The organism is Haloechinothrix aidingensis (assembly GCF_013450155.1).
Classification (GTDB): domain Bacteria; phylum Actinomycetota; class Actinomycetes; order Mycobacteriales; family Pseudonocardiaceae; genus Haloechinothrix; species Haloechinothrix aidingensis.
In genome coordinates this window covers 805,235-820,143 of sequence record NZ_JACCKD010000002.1, presented here as the reverse complement: position 1 = coordinate 820,143, position 14,909 = coordinate 805,235, and the positions used below count along the sequence as shown (strand labels likewise).

Below are 14,909 nucleotides of genomic sequence, written 5' to 3'. Positions count from 1 at the left end.
CGAGAACGAGCCGGGAGGCATGATGGCCGCCGATACCAAGGTGCGTCCCGCGGATCTGGTCGGCGCGGCGTTGCGGGAGTTCGGGCAGCTGTTCGCGCTCGGGCTCGACGTGTTCTTCGGCATGTTCCGGCGCCCGTTCCAGGTTCGGGAGTTCATCCACCAGTTCTGGTTCGTCGCCAGCGTGTCCATCCTGCCTGCCGCGCTGATCTCGATCCCGTTCGGTGCGGTCATCACCCTGCAGCTCGGCTCGCTCACCGAGCAGATCGGGGCCGAGTCGTTCAACGGCGCGGCCAGCGTGCTCGCGGTGCTGCAGCAGGCGAGCCCGATCGTGACGGCGCTGGTGATCTCGGGTGCGGCAGGCGCGGCCATCTGCGCCGATCTCGGTTCGCGGACCATCCGCGAGGAGATCGACGCGATGGAGGTGCTGGGCGTCTCGCCGATCCAGCGGCTCGTGGTGCCACGGGTCCAGGCGACCATGCTGGTTGCCGCACTCCTCAACGGGATGGTCAGCGTCGTCGGGGTGTGCGGCGGCTACTTCTTCAACGTGGTCATGCAAGGGGGCACGCCGGGTGCGTTCCTGGCGAGCTTCTCGGCACTGGCACACCTGCCGGACCTGTGGGTCGGCACGCTCAAGGCTCTGGTATTCGGGTTCCTCGCCGGGCTGGTGGCTTCGTACCGGGGGCTTCGTCCCGCGGGTGGGCCGAAGGGCGTCGGGGATGTGGTGAACCAGTCCGTAGTGGTCACCTTCCTGCTGCTGTTCTTCGTCAACTTCGTGATCAGCCTCATCTACATCCAGATCGTCCCGCCTCAGGAGGTGTGAGCCGTGGTCATAACCGGCGGTGGGCGGCACAGGCTGCGGGTCGCGCGTCCGATGAACGCGCTGGGGCGCCTGGGTGACCAGCTGCTGTTCTACCTGCGCGCGCTCGCGTGGTTGCCGTACACCGTAACCAGGTACTACCGGGAGATCGTGCGGCTGCTCGCCGAGATCAGCTTCGGTTCCGGGGCGCTCGCGGTGATCGGCGGGACGATCGGCGTGATGGTGGGGCTTACCGTCTTCACCGGCACCGTGGTGGGGCTGCAGGGCTACTCCGCGCTCGAGCAGATCGGCACGGCCGCCTTCGCCGGGTTCGTCTCCGCGTACTTCAACACAAGGGAGATCGCGCCGCTGGTGGCAGCGCTGGCGCTGTCCGCGACGGTGGGATCGGGCTTCACCGCGCAGCTGGGCGCGATGCGCATCTCCGAGGAGATCGACGCGCTGGACGCCATGGGGGTGCGCAGCGTTCCTTACCTGGTCACCACCAGGATCGTCGCCGGGTTCGTCACGATCGCCCCGCTGTACGTGATCGGGCTGCTGACCTCGTACCTGGCGGCCAGGATGACGACCATCTACGTGTACGGCCAGTCCGCGGGAACCTACGATCACTACTTCAACCTGTTCCTCCCACCGGGGGACGTGCTGTGGTCGTTCGGCAAGGTCCTCATCTTCAGCGTGGGGATCATCCTGACGCATTGCTTCTACGGGTACCGGGCGACGGGCGGACCCGCGGGTGTCGGTGTCGCGGTAGGACGGTCGGTACGCACGTCGATCGTGCTCGTCGCCGTCCTCGACTTCTTCCTGAGCCTGGCTATCTGGGGTTCGACGACGACAGTGCGGGTGGCAGGATGAACGGCGACGAGGTGCAGTCACGTACCAGGGTTCAGGCACTGGGGCTGGTTTTCCTGCTCGTGCTCGCCGCGCTGGGATGGCTGTCGGTTGCGATCTATGACAAGACGTTCTCCTCGACGGTCCCCGTGACGCTGCGGGCGGGCTCGGTCGGCAGCCAGCTCAAGGTCAACGGCGATGTCAAGGCCAGGGGCGTGCTCGTCGGCCAGATCCGCGAGGTGCGTACCGACGGCGACGGTGCCGAGGTCGAGCTGGCCCTGAACCCCGACGAGGTGGAGGCGCTGCCGCGAAACGTCTCCGCCCGGATACTGCCCAAGACCCTGTTCGGGCCGCGCTACGTCAGCCTCGTGCTGCCCGACGAGCCCTCCGGCGAGACGCTCGGCGCGGGCGACGTCATCGCGCGGTCCCGCAGCGAGACATCCATCGAGATCGAGAAGGTGCTCAACGACCTGATGCCGGTACTGCGTACCGTGCAGCCGCACAAGCTGTCCGCGTCGCTGGGCGCGACAGCCCAGGCGCTGGACGGCAGGGGCGCCGCACTCGGCGAGACGCTGGTCGCGCTGAACGGGTACGTGGACGAGCTCGTCCCGGAGATGCCGGAGCTGCAGGAGAGCATCACGCGGTTCGCCGATGTGATGGACACCTACGACGGGGCAGCGCCCGACGTGCTCGATGCCATGGCGGATATGACCACGGTGAGCGAGACGCTTGTGGACCGGCGCTCCGGGGTGGGTGAGCTGATCACGACGGTGACCGCGACCGCAGGCGAGCTGAACGGCTTCCTCAGCGCGCACGGCGAGAACATCATCGAGCTGTCCGCCAACAGCAAGCCGACGCTGGAGCTGCTCGCCGAACACTCCGCGACGTTTCCCTGCCTGGCACGAGCCGCGTCGGAGCTCACAGACCAGGTCGACGAAGCCCTGGGTGCCGGCAACGGTGAGCCCGGCCTGCACGTGCGGTTGACGGTCAAGGAACCGGCCGGGGCTACGGGGACGGGCGGCGTCTCCGCGTGTCCGCCCACCGGTGGTGGTGGCTCCGGCCCGATGGCGCACTCGCGGGCGGAGGGGCAGCTGGTCTCCGAGCTGCTCGCGCCGGTCCACGACGTCGCACCCGAGGACATTCCCGGCTGGAGCACGCTGCTCGTCGGCCCGTTACTGCGTGGGACCGAGGTGACGCTGGAATGAGAGGTGTAACCGCCCCGCTGGTCAAAGGCATCGCCTTCATGCTCGTCACGGTACTGGCCACGGGCCTGCTCGCGGTCACGATCGCGAACCGCGACGGCGGGGAGATGGCGCATTACAGCGCTCGCTTCACCGATGCGATCGCGCTCAGTGCCGGTGACGACGTGCGGATGTCCGGAGTGCGGGTCGGCGAGGTCTCCGATATCCGGGTGGTGGACCGGCGGGTGGCCGAAGTGGACTTCTCCGTCGAGGCCGACCGCGCGCTGCTGCACTCGACGACGGCGACGCTGAAGTTCCGCAACCTCCTCGGGCAGCGCTACATCGCGCTGGAGCACGGCGACGACCCCGCCGGTGAGCCACTCGAGGAGGGGGCGGTGATCCCGCTCGAGCGCACCAACCCTGCTCTCGATCTGACCGCGCTGTTCAACGGGTTCCGACCGCTCTTCCAGGCACTGTCACCGGAGCAGGTCAACAAGCTCTCCTACGAGCTGATCCGGATCCTGCAGGGTGAGGGTGGCACGGTGGACGGCATCGTCCGGCACGTGGCATCGCTGACCTCGACGCTGGCCGAGCGGGACGAGGTGATCGGCAGTGTGGTGTCCGAACTGAACGCGGTGCTCGAGGAGTTCAACGAGCGGGACGAGGAGATGTCCCACCTGGTGACCACCACGCAGGAGCTGGTGTCGGCGCTCGCGGACGACGCCGAGCCGATCGGGCAGGCCATCGAGGGGATGGGGGCGCTGTCCGAGAGTGTCTCCGCGCTGCTCGCCGACGGTCGCCCGGCCATCGGTGACTCGATCGACGCGCTCGGCGAGTTCGCCGCGACGATGAACGACAACACCCCGGAATTCGAGGCGATGCTCGACAACCTGCCGGTCAAGTACGAGTCCCTCGGCCGCATGGCGTCGTACGGATCCTGGATGAACGTGTTCCTGTGCGCCGCCTCCGCAGAGGGTGTCGCAACACCTCCCGGAGGTGCCGCTCCGGGACTGCCCGTGACCGAAGCGAGGTGCCAGGGATGATCACACCGTTCCGGGAACGCAACCCGATCACCGTCGGTCTCGTGGGTGCTGCCGGGATGCTCCTCGTCTTCCTGGCCGCGCTCAACTGGAACCATCTGCCCCTCGTCTCCGGTGGCGAGAGCTACACAGCGGAGTTCGCCGAGGCGGCGGGCCTGGCCTCGGGCGATGAGGTGCGGGTGGCGGGCGTCGAGGTCGGCGAGGTCGTCGACGTGCGGCTCGACACCGATCACGTGGACGTGCGCTTCCGTGTCGACGACGACGTCTGGATCGGTGACCGGAGCGTGGCCGCGATCACGATCAAGACGGCGCTCGGGCAGAAGAACCTCTCCGTCGACCCGCTCGGAAGTGACCGGCTGGACCCGGAGACGGCGATTCCGGTGGACCGGACCGTGACACCGTTCGACATCAACGACGCCTTCGACGAGCTGGCCGGGGTGTTCGGCGCGATCGACTCCGAGCAGCTGGCCGATGCCTTCGACACGCTCGAGGAGACCTTCTCCAGCTCCACCCCGGAGGACGTGCGCGCGTCGTTCGAAGGGCTGTCCGACTTCTCGAAGACGATCTCCTCGCGGGACGAGGAGCTGGCCGCGTTGCTCGAGAACACCAGCGAGATCAGCGGAACCCTCGCCGACCACAACGAGCAGTTCGAGGCATTGATCAACGACGGGGCGGTGCTGCTGACCGAGCTGGAGAACCGCAGGGAGGCGATCGGCGCCCTGCTGGCCGGCACGCGCGAGATGTCCACGCAACTGTCCGGTCTCGTCGCCGACAACGAGGAGGAGATCGGGCCGATGCTCGAGCAGCTGGACGGGGTGACGGAGGTGCTGCGGCGCAACCAGCAGACCCTGTCCGAGAGCCTGGAGCTGGCCGGGCCCTTCTACCGCCTGATGGGGGACACGGTCAGCTCCAGGGGCTGGATCGACAGCTACATCTGCGGTCTCGTCGACAGCGGTGACGGTGGATGTATGCCGCCGCGACCGGGAGGGGGTGGCTGATGTCCGCGGGTACGGGCCGTCTCCGGTACGCCAGGATCGTCGCACTCGTGGTTGTCGCCGTGCTCGTCGTGGCCGCGGCGAGCACGGCCGTGTTCCTCGGGGACGAGCGCAAGGAGCTCACCGCGTACTTCACCAGCGGCGTCGGGGTGTACCCGGGTTCGGACGTGCGCGTGCTCGGCATCGCGGTGGGCACGATCGAGTCGGTCGAACCGGTGGGCGAGCGCGTCGAGGTGGGGATGTCGGTGGACGCCGACGTCGCCGTCCCGAAGGACGCCGGTGCGCTGGTCGTCACCCCGAGCCTGGTCAGCGACCGTTACATCCAGCTGGCGCCTGTGCACTCCGGCGGCCCGGAGATCTCGGACGGTGACGTCATCCCGGTCGAGCGCACGGTGGTGCCCCTCGAGCTGGACGACGTCGTGCAGAGCTTGAACGAGTTCGCCGAACAGCTCGGTCCGGACGGACTCAACTCGGATGGTTCGCTCAGCGAGCTGCTCAGCAGCACCGCCAGGAATATGGACGGCACGGGTGAGGTGATCAACGAAACCATCCGGGAGTTGGGAAAGGCGAGCAGGGTGATGTCCGGCTCGGAGGACGAGCTGTTCGGGACCGTGGACAACCTGCACGAGTTCACCGGGATGCTCCTCGACAACGACGAGCAGGTCCGGGAGTTCAACGAGCAGCTCGCCACCGTCTCGGAGATCCTGGCGGAGGAACGTGACGACCTGGCGGCCGCGCTCGCCGAGCTGGGCGAGGCGCTCGGTGACGTGGAAGGGTTCGTGCGGGACAACCGCGAGCTCGTGCGGGACAACGTCGACCAGCTGCTGACCACGTCCGAGGTGCTTGTCGCGCAGCGGGACTCGCTGTCCGAGGCACTGTCCGAGGCCCCGGAAGCGCTCACGTCGTTGACCGGCGCGTACGACCAGGACACGGGCACCTTCGACAGCCGCGCGAACATCGTCGAGTTCGGCTTCGCGGACGAGGACGACACGCCACCGTTGCCGTTGCCGCAGGTCGGCGAAGGGGGTGCCGGGTGATGCGACGGACATGGCAGTGGCCTGCGCACGCGGTGGTCGCCGCACTGGCGGCCATGCTGCTGACCGCCTGTAGCTCCTTCCAGGGACTCTACGATGTCCCGCTGCCGGGTGGCGTGGATGTCGGCGACCGTCCGTACCGGGTCACGGCGCACTTCGACGACGTGCTCGACCTGGTCCCGCAGGCCGAGGTGCGGGTCGACGACGTGCCGGTCGGCCAGGTGGAGGCGATCGAGCTGTCCGAGAGCGGCACGACTGCCGAGGTCTCGCTGGTGATCGACGGGGACGTCCGGTTGCCTGCCGACGCGGTGGCCGACCTGCGGCAGTCGAGCCTGCTCGGGGAGAAGTTCGTCGAGCTCGCCGAACCGCCGGAGAGCGTGGCCGACGGGATACTCACCGACGGAGCCGTCATCCCGCCGGAGCGTACCGGGCGCAACTTCGAGGTGGAGGAGGTGCTCGGCGCGACGTCGATGCTGCTCAACGGAGGGGGAATCGGCCAGCTTCAGCAGATCACCGCCGAGCTCAACGACGCTTTCGACGGGAACTCCACCGAACTGCGTGCGTTGCTCGGCAATCTCGAGGAGTTCGTGTCCGGCCTCGACGAGCACCGCGAGGAGATCGTGCGTGCGATCGAGGAGACCGACGAGCTCTCCGGCACGCTGTCCGAGCGGACCGGCGAGATCGAGCGGATCCTGTCCGATCTCGGCCCGGGGATCGAGGTGCTGTCCGAGCAGAGCGACGAGATCACCACCATGTTCGCCGCGCTGGACGAGCTGTCCGATGTGGCGACCACGACTGTGCGGCGAAGCAAGGATGACCTGCTGGACAGCCTGCGCGCTCTCGCGCCGGTGCTGCGTGAGCTGGCGGAGGCGGGCCACGAGCTGCCACGGGCGATGGAGCTGCTGTTGACGTTCCCGTTCTCCGACGCCGCGACCGACGCGGTTCGTGGCGACTACCTCAACGGCTTCCTGGAGCTCAACGCACACACCGGTGGGCCGGACGGTTCGGCGTCGCCGTCGTCGGCACTGCCGCTGCCCGCGACGGAGTCGCCGACGGCACCGAGTGAAGGTGAGGGCTGATGCTGACCAGGCTGGTTCGGTTCCAGGTCGTCGTGTTCGTGATCATCGCACTGGTGGGCATGTCCTTCGTCGGTGCGCGCTACGCCGGGCTGGACACCCTCTACGGTGGCTCCGGCTACACCGTCACCGCGGAGCTGCCCGAGTCCGGCGGGATCTTCACACACGCCGAGGTGACCTACCGGGGTGTCGCGGTCGGCAGGGTGGGCGACATGCGGATGACCGGGGACGGCATCGAGGTGGACCTGCGGATCGACGCGGACGCGCCACCGGTTCCGGACGATGTGGAGGCGGTCGTCGCGAACAGGTCCGCGGTCGGGGAGCAGTACCTGGACCTGCGACCTCGCCGGGACGGCGAGCCGTACCTCTCCGATGGCGCGGTGATAGCTCAGCACGACACCACGCTCCCGCTGGCCGTGGAGACGGTGTTGCGGACCATCGACGATCTACTGGAGTCCGTGCCACGCGAGGATCTGCGAACCGTGGTCGACGAGATGTACGAGATGACACGGGGGACCGCCCCGAGCCTCCAGGCGCTGCTGGACTCGATGGAGAGCTTCGTCGAGGTGGCGCATGAGCATCTGCCGCAGACGAAGGAGCTGCTCACCGAGGGAAACACCGTGCTGGCCACCCAGCTGGACACTTCGGAGGCCATCGCGTCCTTCGGGAAGAACGCCAAGCTCGTCGCGGCGGAGCTGGCCGCGGCCGACGGCGACATCCGGAACGTGATCTCCTCGGGACCGTCCGCGGCGCGGGAGGTCAGCGCGCTGCTGAAGGAGACGGATCCGAACCTGGGACTGCTGGTGGCGAACCTGACCACGACATCGGAGGTACTGGTCGCCAACGTGGACGGGTTGGACACGATGATGGTCGTCTCACCCGAGGTGGTCGGAGCCGGGCAGGATGTCTTTTCCGGCGGCGTGGCGAACTTCGGTTTGGTGACGACATTCTTCGACCCCCTTCCGTGTACCGAGGGCTACGAAGGAACGACTTACCGGGAGGGTCGCGACATTTCCCCGGCCCCGTTGAACACAGGGGCCGGTTGCGTCCGTTGAGTGCGTCATCGCATGTCGCGCGCCCGGCCGTGGCTCTGTCGGGGAACGTGACGGCGGGTTGTGGGGGTATTCGTGACTTCGGCTGTTCACGACCGCCTGCGGGACTTGTTCCTCACTGACAACCGGGCGCAGGGGGCTTTATCTGATTCCGGTGAACTTGCCGAGAACACCGTGTCCGACCAGGTGAGACGTCCCAATTTCACTGGATCGAGTGATACCGTGATCCCGGCGGGAAAATAGATCGGGGGACAGATTTCCTGCCCGTTGTGATTAATGGGGTGGCGATCGTTGTTCTTCGTTCGGGGCAATTGTAGTTCGTTGCGCATCGTCGCCACCGGCGCTTTTCGCGGAAAGCGGGGAGCGATGTGAACGGAAAGGCTTGTCAGCGACCCCCGGGGTCGAGCAAGCCGAGTTCGTGACAAACGTCCGGAGGGTTGTTCGTCGACCTGTCGGCCTGCCGGGTGGCCGGCGGTACGGCCCGGGACGGCTGACCGCGGGTGACGGGTAACCCGACTTTCGAGTAAGGACACGGGAGCAGGAGCGTATGAGTTTTCGAGGAAAACCGAGACGCGGCGTACGCGCGCTCGCGGTGACCACCGTATCGGGGGTCGTCGGCAGTCTGGTTGGCGCGGCTGGGCTGATGGCGGCCGGGGTTGGCAACGCGGAACCCGCTTCGCTGACGTTGAACTACGAGTGCCCCTTCCCGCTGATCGGTGTGCAGCAGGTCGAGACCGAGATCAGTGCCGACATCCCCCGTGAGGTCGAGGTGGGTGAGGCAACACCGGAGTTCGACGTCGACACCATTACGACGGCACCACCCGAGGCGACGGAAGGGCTCAGCCTGGTAGGGGCTACGACGATCGAGGGTGAGGCCGTAGCGGAGTCGTTCGTGGAGGCTCCGGAGGCCACGCTGGACGTGCAGGTCCCGGCGGAGATCCCGGTGCAGGACGTGCCGGAGGAGGGAGAGCTGATCGTCGAGGCGTTCGGCAGCGCCCCCTCATTGACGTTCAGTGAGGCAGGCAACGCCCGGATCGGCGTCGGCGATCTCCAACTGACGATGACGCCGCGCGACGCGGATGGCAACGAGACCGGGCTCGGTACGTTCGACTCGGAATGTACGCAACTGCCTGACCAGGACAACATCCTCGCCGAGATCGAGATTACCGATCCGGGTGAGCCGGATCCGCCTGAGGTGCCTGTGGTCTCTGATCACGGTTTTGAGGTGGCTCAGGGTGATGTGTTGAGTGTTGGTGCGCCTGGTTTGTTGGAGGGTGCTACTCCGGGGGATGTGGATTTGACGGCTGCTGTGGAGTCGGGTCCGTCTGGTGGCAGTGTGGATGTCGCTGGTGATGGGTCGTTCACGTATGAGCCGGATGAGGGTTTCTCCGGGGAGGATACGTTCTCGTATACGGCGTCGTATGAGGTTGATGGTGAGTCGGTGGTGTCGGAGCCGGGCACGGTGACTGTGACGGTGACCGAGGTCGACGAGCCGGATCCGCCTGAGGTGCCTGTGGTCTCTGACCATGGTTTTGAGGTGGCTCAGGGTGATGTGTTGAGTGTTGGTGCGCCTGGTTTGTTGGAGGGTGCTACTCCGGGGGATGTGGATTTGACGGCTGCTGTGGAGTCGGGTCCGTCTGGTGGCAGTGTGGATGTCGCTGGTGATGGGTCGTTCACGTATGAGCCGGATGAGGGTTTCTCCGGGGAGGATACGTTCTCGTATACGGCGTCGTATGAGGTTGATGGTGAGTCGGTGGTGTCGGAGCCGGGCACGGTGACTGTGACGGTGACCGAGGCCGACGAGCCGGATCCTGGTCTGGATGTCAGCTACGACCTCGCCGGTGAGAGCTACATCAACGCGGCCGACACCACGGTCGCCCTCAACGGCGGCGTGGAAGCCAACGTCGACCTGCAGTCCGGCGATGTGGAGGCTGACCTCCAGCTGGACCGTACGTCGGCGAGCTTCCGGGTGTTCTGGATCCTGCCGGCGAGCGCGGAGATCGACTTCGAGCAGGTCGGTACGACGACCGGCACCTTCGCCGACGGCCAGCTCGACACCTCCTCGGAGATGCTCGTCAAGCTGCCGCGGGTGAGCGTGCTCGGCTTCCCCATCTCGCAGGGTGACGGTTGCCGCACGGCGGAGCCCACACAGCTGGACCTCACCTCGGAGCCGGGCTTCTCCCCCACCGAGGGCGGCGCCCTGTCCGGGGAGTACACGTTGCCCGATCTCGAAGGCTGTGGCCTGCTGACGCCGATTGTCAGCGCGTACACCGCGGGACCGGGTAACACCGTCGATGTCGAGCTCACCTCGAGGTCGGAGAGCTGACCTACCGAAGCGCTGTGCCCCTGCCCGCTCCAGCGGGCAGGGGCACAGCTCCCGCGCTCGGCGAGACGGGCCGGATCACCGAAAGGAATGCAGCATGACAGGACGCGCGAACGCCCGGGCCGGAGCCACCGTGCTGGGCGCCGCCATCGCGACGGGCGCGCTCGCGGTAGGAGCGTTATCAGCCGGGGCGGACGAGACCGGCTCCGCGGCCTTCGGCGTGGAACTCGGCGGGACGCTCGAATTCGGTCCCGAACCACATGTGCGGTCCGCAGACGGAAGCCGGGTGGACGACTCGGTTACCGACGTCGAACTCCCGGGTGACATGGGCCGGGTCGGCGCGATCGAGGTCGGCGCGGACGGTGAAGGGGCGTCCGTCTCGCTCACCGATATCGAGCTATCCACGGAGGACGGACCTCTCCTTGTGTCCGCACTGGAGGTGGAGTGTGCCGGCGACAGCGGTGGAGTATCGCTCCTGGATGTCCCCGAGCTGCCCGAGGACCTCGGAACGCGGGACGGGGGTACGAAGGCGTCGTTCACCGACCCCGAGCCGAATACCGAATTCGAGATACCCGGAATCCTCACGCTGACCCTCAACAAGCAGAACACCGGGCCGGACGGCGCATTGACGGTGCAGGGACTGGTGCTCGACGTGGAAGCCGCCGATCAGGTCCTCACCTTCGGGTCCGTGACGTGCGCGGACGGCGGGCACAGCGATGACGGTGAAGACGATCGAACCGGCGGGGACGACGGTACCGGTGATGGCGATGGAACGGGCGAAGACGGGAAGGACACCGGTGCCGGAGGTGCGCCTGCCGCTCCCACCGCGACCGAACCGGCACCGGTGACCGCCGATCTCCCGGTGACCGGCTGACGTGACCGACCGGCCAGGAACGGAAGACACCAGGAGGCTGCGGCTGATGACACGACCTCACGAGACGGTGGCCGTCGCCGTGCTGGCGGCACTGCTCGCGGCAGGATGCGGATCCGATGACGGCGAACCGGCGGACGTCGATGCCGGGGGGACGACGACGCCCGCGCAGGAAGGCGAGTCCCGCGCGCCCGACGTGGATGACGAGACCCTGGCGTGGGTCGGCACGATGTGCACGGCGCTGAACGAGAGTGGAGACGCGATCGGGGTTCCGGAGATCGACCCTGCGCATCCCGAGTCGGCGCGGGACGGCTTCGTGAGCTTCCTCGAAAGCATCGACGCCGAGTTCGATGCGCTGGCCGAGACGATGGAGGAGGTGGGAGCCCCGCCGGTGACCGATGGCCAGGATACCTTCGATGCCGCGATGGGGACGTTGGAGAGCTCGCAGGCCGCGGTGCGGGATGCCATCGCCAGCCTGGTCGCGGCCGAGGTCACCGATCAGGAGAGCTTCGAGGCAGCCGTGAGCGAGGCCGGAGAGACCCTGGAGGAGCTGGACACGAAGGAAGGCCCAACCGGCGATCTCCGGGACAACCAGGCCCTGGACACCGCGTTCGAGGAAGCGTCGGAGTGCCGGAACCTCTAGAGCCCTGACTGTGTTGGGCGTGCGGGCATGCCGTGTCGGGCCTGCGGGCAAGGTGTGTTGGGGGTGCGGGCAAGGTGTGTTGGGATGCCTGGTGTGCGCCGCCCCGGCAGCAGCTCCCGCCGGGTCGGGCCGGCTCGTCATCGCGGAGCCGTTTGCCGCCCGGCTTCAGCCGCGCCACCGCCGGCGTGTCGCAAACCGACCATCACACCAGGTCCTGTGCGCCCCGAGCCGGGTAGGCGGGGTACGAGCGTTCGCAGGGGAAGGGGCCGCGCCGGTTCATCGCGTGGTGACAACGAGCGCCGCGACTTTTGTCGGTACGGGTAGCCGTTGATGGATCCGTGCTGGTTCGGGCCGGAGATCGCTTCGACCGCCGCTGACGGCTCGGTAGAGTGCCGGTATGCGCGCGGTGGCGCGTGATGGCGCGTGTGTGTCACACACGAACGTCGGAGGGATGCCGTGGGTAAGCGAGGTGCCAGGCCGCCGGGCGGCGATGAGCCACCGGCACGGGAGCCCGCCCGCGACGGCGGGCGGAGGCAGCCGCGTCACGACGGTCCTGTGCCGGCCACCGAGCTGCTGGCCAGGGAGGGCCGGCCGATCGATGAGGGAGACAGCCCGGTCCTCGGTGAGGCGGTGGCCTCGGTACGTCGCGGGATGCTCGGTGTCACGGCTGCGCTCGTGGTCATCGCGGGCGGCGGGCCCCTCGTCAGCGAGGTATTGCTCGGCGACGACTCCGCCGCAGGCGATGGCGGGCAGCGAGTGGACACGCGCAGCGAGTCCACAGAGGAAGGCCGAGACCGCGTCGAACCAGCCTCCGCGAGTACGACCACGACATCGACACCTCCCGCGGAGAGCCCGTCACCGGAACCGCCCGGCGAGGAAAGCCAGCGGGAAACGCCGCGGCGGAGCAGCGACCCCGGACCGGCCGGGCGGGCCCGTACACCGGAACCCTCCGGCAGCCCGCCCGACTGGCGCGAGGAGTGGCGGGAGTACGTGCCGGACCGGTACCAGGACTACGCCGAGGAGGGTTCCGAGTACCAGCGACGTTACTGGGGTGGCTAGGACCGTCGTGGCCGGGCCGGCACCGTCAGCGCCCTCTGCGGCTGCCGCGCTGCCTGGTCTCCGTTCCGAGCGCGTGCTGCGTGTGGAGTGCGATCTCGAGCATGAGCCGTTCCTGCGGGTCGTCCAGCTTGTCGCCCATCAGCTTGTTGATCTGTTGCATGCGGTAGCGGACGGTCTGCGGGTGCACGTCGAGCCGCTTGGCGGTGTCGTTGATGCTTCCGCGCGTGCCGAGCCAGGTCAGCAGGGTGCCACCCAACCGCGCGCGCTGCTTGGCCGTGAGTGTCTCAAAAGGTCGCAGTGCCCGTGCGGTCAGCTCGGAGAGCAGGAACTCGTCGGAGAGCAGCACGAGAGTGGTGAGGTGCTCGTCGCAGCGCAGGAGTTGACGCGGCGGGAGGATGTCTCGCTGCATGAGGGTGAGCGCGCGGCGCGCGGTGGACAACGAGCGGTTGAGCTCGTGCAGCGGAACGAACGGTCCGACGACGGCCGTCCTGCCTGGTAGGCCTGCCTCGATCTGCTCGACATGCGTGTCGGCGTCGGTGATGACCAGGCATGGTTCGCTGCTTTCCAGGTCGACAAGGACGTCCCCGTCGAGGGCTTGCTCGGCCAGGTCGTACTGGCCCTCCAGTGGCTCCAGCGCCACCGCCGCCGCGCGTTCGGGAACCGACCAGTGGGTGGCCTGGGCGAGCTCGGTGATCGTCTGCGTGGACGCGGGTTGCTCGGACAGCAGCAGTTTGAGCAGCTGGTGTCGACGCCGGGTGAACGTGCCGGTCGCGTGTGCCTGCGCCTCCGAGTAACCCGCTACCGCTGCCGAGCACAGCTCGTCGGTGTAGCCGAAGATCGCGTCGGCGAGCGCGAACAGGGTGTTGCTTGGCAGGCCCACCGCGGATCCGGCGGCATGCACGTGGCGCCAGGACACCCTGGCACCGATACGCACCGACTTCTGCAACGCGTCCAGCGTGCGGCCCTCGTGGAACTCGACCTTACCGACGTAGCGGAACCACTCGTACCACTCAGACTTGTCCACCTCCGTGCGGCCGAGGTTGTCGACGACCTGGAGTACGGACTTCTCCACGCAGGTAACCAGCACCTTGCCGAACTCGCCCTCCAGTGGCTGCGCGTACGCCGGGACGTTCTCCCGGACCTCGCGGATGATGTCCTTGATCATCCGATTGGCCATCGGCCGGAAGTACTCCTCGAGCCGCTCGCGCGGGATCGCGGCGAAGACTCGCTGCGGGTCGAGGCTCGTCAGCCGCGAACCGTGTGGCTTGTCGGCGGGCGGCCGCGACCTGTCACTGGCGTCCGCACCGTGTGCTCCGGGCTCCGGAGGTGCGGAGGCATCGAGCTGCCCCCCAGTGTTCGCGCCGCCGAGTTGATGCAGAGCAGCGCTCATAGACGTCGCCCCCTGTGTCCTCGTGACAAGATGTGGATCCGGCCCCGTTGCCGAAGATCTGAATGTGTGTGAGGAACGATAAACAGGGGTTAAATCCGTGTCAATTGGATGAGATGCCGGATTGCGCCCGTGCCGCGGAAGGTAGACGAGATCCAGCAATTTCTGCGCGCCGGTGCGCAATATCGCTCGACGTGATTGTCCGGCGTTGACAAACCCGTCGGCACCGGCACGCGAAAGAAAGTGAACAGGACTCGTGTTCTGCCGGGGGTGCCGTGGATATGTCGCGGCACCACTCGTTATGTCAACGACAGGGCTTGCTGCCGGTTATGCGCGACGTCGGCACCTGGGTGCGCCCGCTCCCGCAGGTGGGCCGGTCCGCGCGTACCGACGCATCGGCCGGAGCGGCCGCTTTGTCCCGCGGGACGCATGCGACGGCCGCCGGTTGTTTTTCCGGAATGAATTCCCGTGTCGCGCGTGCGCGTGAGTGGATACGGCCGAATGCGCTGTGTCAGCATTCACGAGTCCGGACGCGCGGCTCCGGGGCGAGGTCGGATCCACCGAATACGCGCGGAAAGCCGGATAGCCCGGCATCGGGTCGCTGGG

13 protein-coding genes are annotated in these 14,909 nt (G+C 67.6%); 12 read left to right on the top strand and 1 reads right to left on the bottom strand.

What is annotated here, in order from left to right; translation table 11 throughout:
• The first annotated feature begins 19 nt into the window (after positions 1-19).
• The 12 genes from H0B56_RS08180 (at position 20) to H0B56_RS08125 (ending at position 12,916) form a co-directional block, all read left to right on the top strand.
• Entirely contained in the window at positions 20-820 is an 801-nt protein-coding gene (locus H0B56_RS08180) for an MlaE family ABC transporter permease (protein ID WP_180892424.1), read from the top strand.
• A gap of 51 nt (positions 821-871) precedes the next feature.
• Positions 872-1,666, top strand: coding sequence for an MlaE family ABC transporter permease (locus tag H0B56_RS08175; protein WP_180892423.1), 795 nt, complete (start codon positions 872-874; stop codon positions 1,664-1,666).
• Positions 1,663-2,847 carry an MCE family protein gene (locus tag H0B56_RS08170; protein WP_180892288.1) on the top strand — a complete coding sequence of 395 codons (1,185 nt, stop codon included), beginning with the start codon at positions 1,663-1,665 and terminating at the stop codon, positions 2,845-2,847. The genes H0B56_RS08175 and H0B56_RS08170 overlap by 4 nt, the downstream gene beginning before the upstream one ends.
• Complete coding sequence (locus tag H0B56_RS08165; protein WP_180892287.1) at positions 2,844-3,866, top strand: MCE family protein; 1,023 nt, start codon at positions 2,844-2,846, stop codon at positions 3,864-3,866. Before H0B56_RS08170 ends, H0B56_RS08165 begins: the two co-directional genes overlap by 4 nt.
• Positions 3,863-4,861: an MCE family protein gene (locus tag H0B56_RS08160; protein ID WP_180892286.1), complete on the top strand. Its 999-nt coding sequence runs from the start codon at positions 3,863-3,865 to the stop codon at positions 4,859-4,861. The genes H0B56_RS08165 and H0B56_RS08160 overlap by 4 nt, the downstream gene beginning before the upstream one ends.
• Positions 4,861-5,895, top strand: a complete 1,035-nt coding sequence (locus tag H0B56_RS08155) for an MCE family protein (RefSeq protein WP_180892285.1) — start codon at positions 4,861-4,863, stop codon at positions 5,893-5,895. Before H0B56_RS08160 ends, H0B56_RS08155 begins: the two co-directional genes overlap by 1 nt.
• Positions 5,895-6,971, top strand: a complete 1,077-nt coding sequence (locus H0B56_RS08150; protein WP_180892284.1) for an MCE family protein — start codon at positions 5,895-5,897, stop codon at positions 6,969-6,971. The genes H0B56_RS08155 and H0B56_RS08150 overlap by 1 nt, the downstream gene beginning before the upstream one ends.
• Positions 6,971-8,023, top strand: a complete 1,053-nt coding sequence (locus H0B56_RS08145) for an MlaD family protein (RefSeq protein WP_180892283.1) — start codon at positions 6,971-6,973, stop codon at positions 8,021-8,023. Before H0B56_RS08150 ends, H0B56_RS08145 begins: the two co-directional genes overlap by 1 nt.
• Before the next feature lie 544 nt (positions 8,024-8,567).
• Positions 8,568-10,346: an Ig-like domain-containing protein gene (locus H0B56_RS08140; RefSeq protein ID WP_180892282.1), complete on the top strand. Its 1,779-nt coding sequence runs from the start codon at positions 8,568-8,570 to the stop codon at positions 10,344-10,346.
• A gap of 94 nt (positions 10,347-10,440) precedes the next feature.
• The gene (locus H0B56_RS08135) at positions 10,441-11,217 is read left to right on the top strand and encodes a hypothetical protein (protein ID WP_180892281.1); all 777 of its coding nucleotides are present in this window, start codon (positions 10,441-10,443) and stop codon (positions 11,215-11,217) included.
• A 46-nt stretch (positions 11,218-11,263) separates the two neighbouring features.
• Positions 11,264-11,857, top strand: a complete 594-nt coding sequence (locus tag H0B56_RS08130; protein ID WP_180892280.1) for a hypothetical protein — start codon at positions 11,264-11,266, stop codon at positions 11,855-11,857.
• Between the two features lie 456 nt (positions 11,858-12,313).
• On the top strand, positions 12,314-12,916 hold the full coding sequence (locus tag H0B56_RS08125) for a hypothetical protein (protein WP_180892279.1): 603 nt from the start codon (positions 12,314-12,316) through the stop codon (positions 12,914-12,916).
• Positions 12,917-12,941: 25 nt separating this feature from the next.
• Here the strand turns inward: H0B56_RS08125 and H0B56_RS08120 are convergent, their stop codons facing one another.
• On the bottom strand, positions 12,942-14,306 hold the full coding sequence (locus H0B56_RS08120) for a PucR family transcriptional regulator (RefSeq protein ID WP_180892278.1): 1,365 nt from the start codon (positions 14,304-14,306) through the stop codon (positions 12,942-12,944).
• Between the last annotated feature and the right edge of the window lie 603 nt (positions 14,307-14,909).

What these genes read in the sequence shown, in the direction of transcription:
- H0B56_RS08180 (WP_180892424.1), top strand. Translation starts at nt 20, where the DNA reads ATGATGGCCGCCGATACCAAGGTGCGTCCCGCGGATCTGGTCGGCGCG.
- H0B56_RS08175 (WP_180892423.1), top strand. Translation starts at nt 872, where the DNA reads ATGAACGCGCTGGGGCGCCTGGGTGACCAGCTGCTGTTCTACCTGCGC.
- H0B56_RS08170 (WP_180892288.1), top strand. Translation starts at nt 1,663, where the DNA reads ATGAACGGCGACGAGGTGCAGTCACGTACCAGGGTTCAGGCACTGGGG.
- H0B56_RS08165 (WP_180892287.1), top strand. Translation starts at nt 2,844, where the DNA reads ATGAGAGGTGTAACCGCCCCGCTGGTCAAAGGCATCGCCTTCATGCTC.
- H0B56_RS08160 (WP_180892286.1), top strand. Translation starts at nt 3,863, where the DNA reads ATGATCACACCGTTCCGGGAACGCAACCCGATCACCGTCGGTCTCGTG.
- H0B56_RS08155 (WP_180892285.1), top strand. Translation starts at nt 4,861, where the DNA reads ATGTCCGCGGGTACGGGCCGTCTCCGGTACGCCAGGATCGTCGCACTC.
- H0B56_RS08150 (WP_180892284.1), top strand. Translation starts at nt 5,895, where the DNA reads ATGCGACGGACATGGCAGTGGCCTGCGCACGCGGTGGTCGCCGCACTG.
- H0B56_RS08145 (WP_180892283.1), top strand. Translation starts at nt 6,971, where the DNA reads ATGCTGACCAGGCTGGTTCGGTTCCAGGTCGTCGTGTTCGTGATCATC.
- H0B56_RS08140 (WP_180892282.1), top strand. Translation starts at nt 8,568, where the DNA reads ATGAGTTTTCGAGGAAAACCGAGACGCGGCGTACGCGCGCTCGCGGTG.
- H0B56_RS08135 (WP_180892281.1), top strand. Translation starts at nt 10,441, where the DNA reads ATGACAGGACGCGCGAACGCCCGGGCCGGAGCCACCGTGCTGGGCGCC.
- H0B56_RS08130 (WP_180892280.1), top strand. Translation starts at nt 11,264, where the DNA reads ATGACACGACCTCACGAGACGGTGGCCGTCGCCGTGCTGGCGGCACTG.
- H0B56_RS08120 (WP_180892278.1), bottom strand. Translation starts at nt 14,306, where the DNA reads ATGAGCGCTGCTCTGCATCAACTCGGCGGCGCGAACACTGGGGGGCAG.